The 5,012-nt window shown below is 31.9% G+C and carries 5 protein-coding genes; 3 read left to right on the plus strand and 2 right to left on the minus strand.

Translation table 11 applies throughout. The features are described 5' to 3' along the window. The first annotated feature begins 414 nt into the window (after positions 1 to 414). A complete protein-coding gene (locus E4T68_RS08390; protein WP_135125945.1) occupies positions 415 to 693 on the plus strand; it encodes a DUF6110 family protein in 279 nt (92 codons plus the stop codon). 1 nt (position 694) lies between these two features. Continuing rightward, on the plus strand, positions 695 to 2,749 hold the full coding sequence (locus E4T68_RS08395) for a heavy metal translocating P-type ATPase (protein WP_135125947.1): 2,055 nt from the start codon (positions 695 to 697) through the stop codon (positions 2,747 to 2,749). Between the two features lie 134 nt (positions 2,750 to 2,883). Here E4T68_RS08395 and E4T68_RS08400 read toward each other — a convergent pair whose 3' ends face one another. Next, positions 2,884 to 3,459, minus strand: coding sequence for a class I SAM-dependent methyltransferase (locus E4T68_RS08400; protein ID WP_135125949.1), 576 nt, complete (start codon positions 3,457 to 3,459; stop codon positions 2,884 to 2,886). Between the two features lie 122 nt (positions 3,460 to 3,581). Here E4T68_RS08400 and yaaA point away from each other — a divergent pair, with 122 nt between their 5' ends. Beyond that, entirely contained in the window at positions 3,582 to 4,295 is a 714-nt protein-coding gene (gene yaaA, locus E4T68_RS08405) for a peroxide stress protein YaaA (protein ID WP_135125951.1), read from the plus strand. A 48-nt stretch (positions 4,296 to 4,343) separates the two neighbouring features. Here the strand turns inward: yaaA and E4T68_RS08410 are convergent, their stop codons facing one another. Beyond that, positions 4,344 to 4,544 (minus strand): cold-shock protein, encoded by a 201-nt coding sequence (locus E4T68_RS08410; RefSeq protein WP_135125953.1) that lies wholly within the window; start codon positions 4,542 to 4,544, stop codon positions 4,344 to 4,346. Between the last annotated feature and the right edge of the window lie 468 nt (positions 4,545 to 5,012).

The following is a 5,012-nucleotide window of genomic DNA, read 5'->3' on the forward strand; positions in this document are numbered from 1 at the left end:
GTTTAAATATTTTACATATTTACGAACTCGAGTATTTTTAGTGCAAGAAAAATTATTTAAACCATCTTAATATGGGCTGAAAAGTCTATCAAATCAGTATGCTTATTGTCAAGGCACGCTCACGCTATAAACCTTGACAACTGCATACCGATTCGAAAAGAAACAATTAGCCCTATTAAGAAAAAACAACTTAATATTTGCTGGAATTTTTACTTACCAACATAATTTGACGAAGAGCCTGAAAAATTTAATGTATTACACACGTGAATGCGTGTAGTTATCTATGTATTTTGTAAGCGTATTATATCGTTATATACAAAGGAATATATGTATGAAAAATAAGGTGAGATTATTTGCAAAATTATACAAAAGACGTTAAAATTATACAATAATAAAGAAGGGAGATGAGTTTTTGTGTTAAAAGAACTTATGATAGTTACAAAAGTATTAAAAAAATCAAGCGTATTTTTAGGTGGTGTAGCTTTTGGAAGTGCTGGATTAAAATTATTAGCTAGTCGAGATGCTAAAAAAGTATATGCTAAAGTTTTAGCGACATCATATAAAATGAAAGATGGTTTAGATGCTACAGTATCTTGTGTGAAACAACATGCAGATGATGTGTTACAAGATGCAAAATATATGTATGAACAAGAGAAGAAAGATACGCAATTATTGGATATAAAGGAGAAGTAGTGTGAAATTTGAGATTGTACATTATGGGTATTGTCATGTGCGTGTCAAAGCACCTTTTTGTGTAACTTTAGATGTTCAAGAGTATTTACGCTCACTTTTATTAAATTGTCCTATGGTTAAAAGCATCCGTTTCTATATGGATGAAAAACATTTTTCATTGGTTGTTCATGACGGGGTTTCTGTACAAGAAGGTGCAGAAGCCTTCTTTGGACTGGTGAAAAAAGAAACCATTCATGAGTTATTGACCTTACCTATTCGCAAAATAGATACACCGTATTCCATCATATCTAATCAAGTATTGAAACATGTGATATTTAATAGTGTGATGCCATTTTCTGTACGTTACTTAAAAACATTATACCAAGCATGGAAATATATTATTTTAGCTAAACGTGCTCTAAAACAAAAGCAATTAAATATGGATGTCCTTGATTCAACAGCTATTTTGATTTCCTTATTGATGAATCAATCTCGTACAGCAAGCAGTATGATGCTTATGTTAGGCTTAGGAGAAACTTTAGATGCTTGGAGCATGAAACAATCTATTGATGATTTAGAGCAACATTTAAACGCTAAAGATGATGATGTTTGGGTTATTAAAGATCAGACAAGAGTATGTATAAAAAGTTCTCAAGTTCAAGTAGACGATATTATTGTTATATCAGAAGGAAATGATATTTTATTTGATGGCATTGTTGCTCATGGAGAGGGCAGTGTAAATGAAAGTTCATTAACCGGAGAAAATTTTCCCATTGATAAAATAGCAGGAGATCCTGTCTTTTCTAATACGGTTTTAGAAAATGGAGAATTGCATATTCGTGTGTTAAATAATCAAAGAAACGCTAGAATTCATCAGCTTATTCAATTTATAAAAGAGGCTGAAAAGCAAAAAATAACTACACCAAGCCAATTTATTCAATTGGCAGATAGAGTGGTTAAATATAATTTTTTAGGTGCAGCATTTATGTATGCTCTGACACGCTCCTTTACTAAGGCTATTTCATTTCTAGTTGTTGATTTCTCTTGTGCATTAAAAATTTCAACACCTATTGCTTATTTAGCGACAGTTAAACGTGCTTTAGATAAGCATATTGTTGTGAAACGTTCAGATATTTTTGATACGTATGCAAAAATAGATACCATTTTATTGGATAAAACAGGAACAATTACGACCAGTCATCCAATAGTAGAAAAAGTTATTCCATTTAATCACTATACCCAAGACGAAGTCATTCGTATTAGTGCGTGTTTGGAAGAGCATATTCATCATCCAATTGCAAATGCTATTGTCAATAAAGCTGATGAGGCAGGAATTGTGCATGAAGAAATGCATGGTCAGTTAAATTATATTGCAAGTAAAGGCATTAAATCGTCTATTGATGGTTATCCTGTTGTAATCGGTAATTATTTGTTAATGAAAGATGAAGACATCAACATGACTGTAGAGCAGCAAGAGATTATTGAACAATATAAAAGAGAGTATAATTTATTGTATTTAGGTTATAAACAGCAACTTATTGCAATATTTTGTATTGGGACACCTTTAAGAGAGGGAATAAAAGAGGTTATTGTTCAATTAAGAGATATGGGAAAATCTGTTTACTTATTGACCGGAGATACGAAAGTTAGAACAGAACAAGTCATTCAAGAGTTATCTTTTGACGGTGTATATACAGAATTGACACCTGAAGATAAGTATATGGTGATTAAATCATTGCAAGAAAAAGGAAAGTGTGTCTTAATGGTAGGCGATGGGCTGAATGATTCAGCAGCTATTTCATTAGCAGACATAGGTGTAGTAATGAATGACAGTGCAGATATTTCTAAGCAAATGAGCGATGTTGTATTATTGCACAATCAAATAGATGCTTTAATCGAGTTAGATAAATTATCTTGTCATTTACAAGAGTTAATCAGAAAAAATGTTAAAGAAACGATTGTCATTAACAGTTCGCTTATTGGGCTTGGGATATGCAATAAATTGCATCCAACCACACTATCTATTTTACATAATTTAACGACTCTAAAGATTGTGTTACGTAGCTTATCTTTATAGTAATGTGTAGCATGAGTTGATGAATATTTGAAGTGATATTTTTAAAAATGTGAGAAATCAGCGTTTATAAACGTTGGTTTCTCACATTTTGTATGAGGTGAAGTCTCTTTTCAAATTCCATTTTTGAAAACTAATTAAGAACGTAATTTTTCAATAGCGATAGCATGAGGAGGACTGTTCACTTGATTTAAGAAAGCATAATTTAAAACAGTATAATCTTTTTGTGGCAAATGTTTGACAAACTTTAAAATATCATCCTGTTCTTCTTTGCCACCTACATGACCATAATAAACAACAAGAATAAGGAGTCCATTTTGTTTTAATTGTTTTAAAATATGTTGCATAGCACAAATAGTGTGATGTGATTGTGTGATAATATGCTTATTGCTTCCAGGTAAATAGCCTAAATTAAAGATAGCAGTACTAATAATTTGATTGGATATCAGTGTATCAAGGTGTTGATGACCAATTTGAACAAGTTCACATCTGTCATAGAGCTGATGCGCAATAAGTCGTTGTGTTGTGTGTTCAATGGCTTGTGCTTGAATATCAACACCAATGACTTTTCCTTTTGTTCCAACTAATTCAGCTAAAAGAACTGTATCGTGACCATTTCCTATGGTGGCATCAATAACAATGTCGCCCTCTTTAACATGTTTTCTTAACAAAATGTGACTGTACTGCTGAGCAGGTAATAATGTGTTTGCCATTTCATTCTCCTAAAAAATCGTTTATAATAAAGTATGCTTAAATAAAGAATTGCTTTAACAATGAGAAAGCAGTTAATTGTTTATATTATAATAAAGAAAACAATCTTAGACAAGGAGAGCGTATGAAAATTTTAGTTCCAAGTGCTAAAGAAATGCTTAGTTTAGGGAAAGAGGCAGTAGCATGTGTAAAGAGTCAAAAAATGATCAGTATTATGAATGAGTTGGCTAAATTAAAGGTTGAAGAGTTGATGAATTTGTATCATATAAAAGAAGACCATGCCCGTCAAGAGTATTTTAGATTACAAAATATTAAGGAAAATAGTGCAACATGCTATCCTGCTATTCACGTATTTAATGGGTTAATGTATCGTTCAATGAAGAAAGAGGAGTGGGATAGTAGAATGCAAGAGTATGTAGAAAATCATGTGGCAATTTCTACTGCATTATATGGAATTATTGGATCCTATGACGGAATTGCAGAGCATAGACTAGATTTTCAAAATCGTTTAATTATAAATGCGCAATCATTAAAACAGTATTGGCAAGAGGAGTATGATGCATTCGCTAAAAATCATGATGTGATTATTTCATTATTATCAAGTGAATTTGAGCAAGTGTTTTCTAAAGATGTAAGAGAAAAATTTTTGAAAGTTACATTTATGGAAAATGGAAAAATACATTCGACCATTTCTAAAAAAGCAAGAGGGCGTTTTGTATATGAATTGGCATATCGGAACATTAAAACAGCAGATGAGATACGTCAGTTAACTTTTGATAATTATTCTTTACAAGAGAGTGCTTCTACAGAAAAACACTTTGTGTTTGCAAGAGATTAGGGATAAAAAAAATCACTCAAAAACATACTGTTTTTGAGTGATTTTTTATTATAGTTTTACAACATTGATAGCTTGTGGGCCACGTGCACCTTCGCCGATTTCAAATTCTACTTCTTGACCTTCTTCTAAAGTACGGTAGCCTTCTGTTTGAATAGCTGTGAAGTGTACGAATAAGTCTTCGCCGTTTTCACGTGTGATAAACCCAAAACCTTTTTCACCATTGAACCATTTAACTGTTCCTTTTTCCATCTTTGTTCCTCCTGTTCGTGCCTAGCACTACTTAATTTATATCTTTTGTAGTCGGTGCGAACTGTTGTAAACAAAACTTTAACTGACAATTACTGCAAATGTCTAACAAAAAATACTAATGTTATATTACCATATCTTTAAAAAAAAGTATAGTCATTAGTCTTTATTTTATAAAAAAAACCCGTGTTGTAAAATGAAGTGCAACAGTACATGAAAAATACTAAAGTCACAGTCTATGTCTGTGTGCGACATAGTTGTTTTGTAATGGAATAGGTGTAACGGTCAAGGTATTAGCGTAGCGAGCCTTTACGGTTACACCTATTCTGTTATAGTTTATGTCGTTGCACACAAACGATTAAACATAGTATGAGGTGTATCATAGTCTAGTATACGTCTAGGTCTATTATTTAACGCATTTTGTATAGTTGTTATCATTTGAATAGGTACTAAATTAAATGATTTTCCCTT

It is taken from the genome of Granulicatella sp. WM01 (genome assembly GCF_004570605.1).
Classification (GTDB): domain Bacteria; phylum Bacillota; class Bacilli; order Lactobacillales; family Aerococcaceae; genus WM01.

Coding starts and splice junctions, on each gene's coding strand:
- E4T68_RS08400 (WP_135125949.1), bottom strand. CDS start 3,459: ATGGCAAACACATTATTACCTGCTCAGCAGTACAGTCACATTTTGTTA.
- yaaA (WP_135125951.1), top strand. CDS start 3,582: ATGAAAATTTTAGTTCCAAGTGCTAAAGAAATGCTTAGTTTAGGGAAA.
- E4T68_RS08410 (WP_135125953.1), bottom strand. CDS start 4,544: ATGGAAAAAGGAACAGTTAAATGGTTCAATGGTGAAAAAGGTTTTGGG.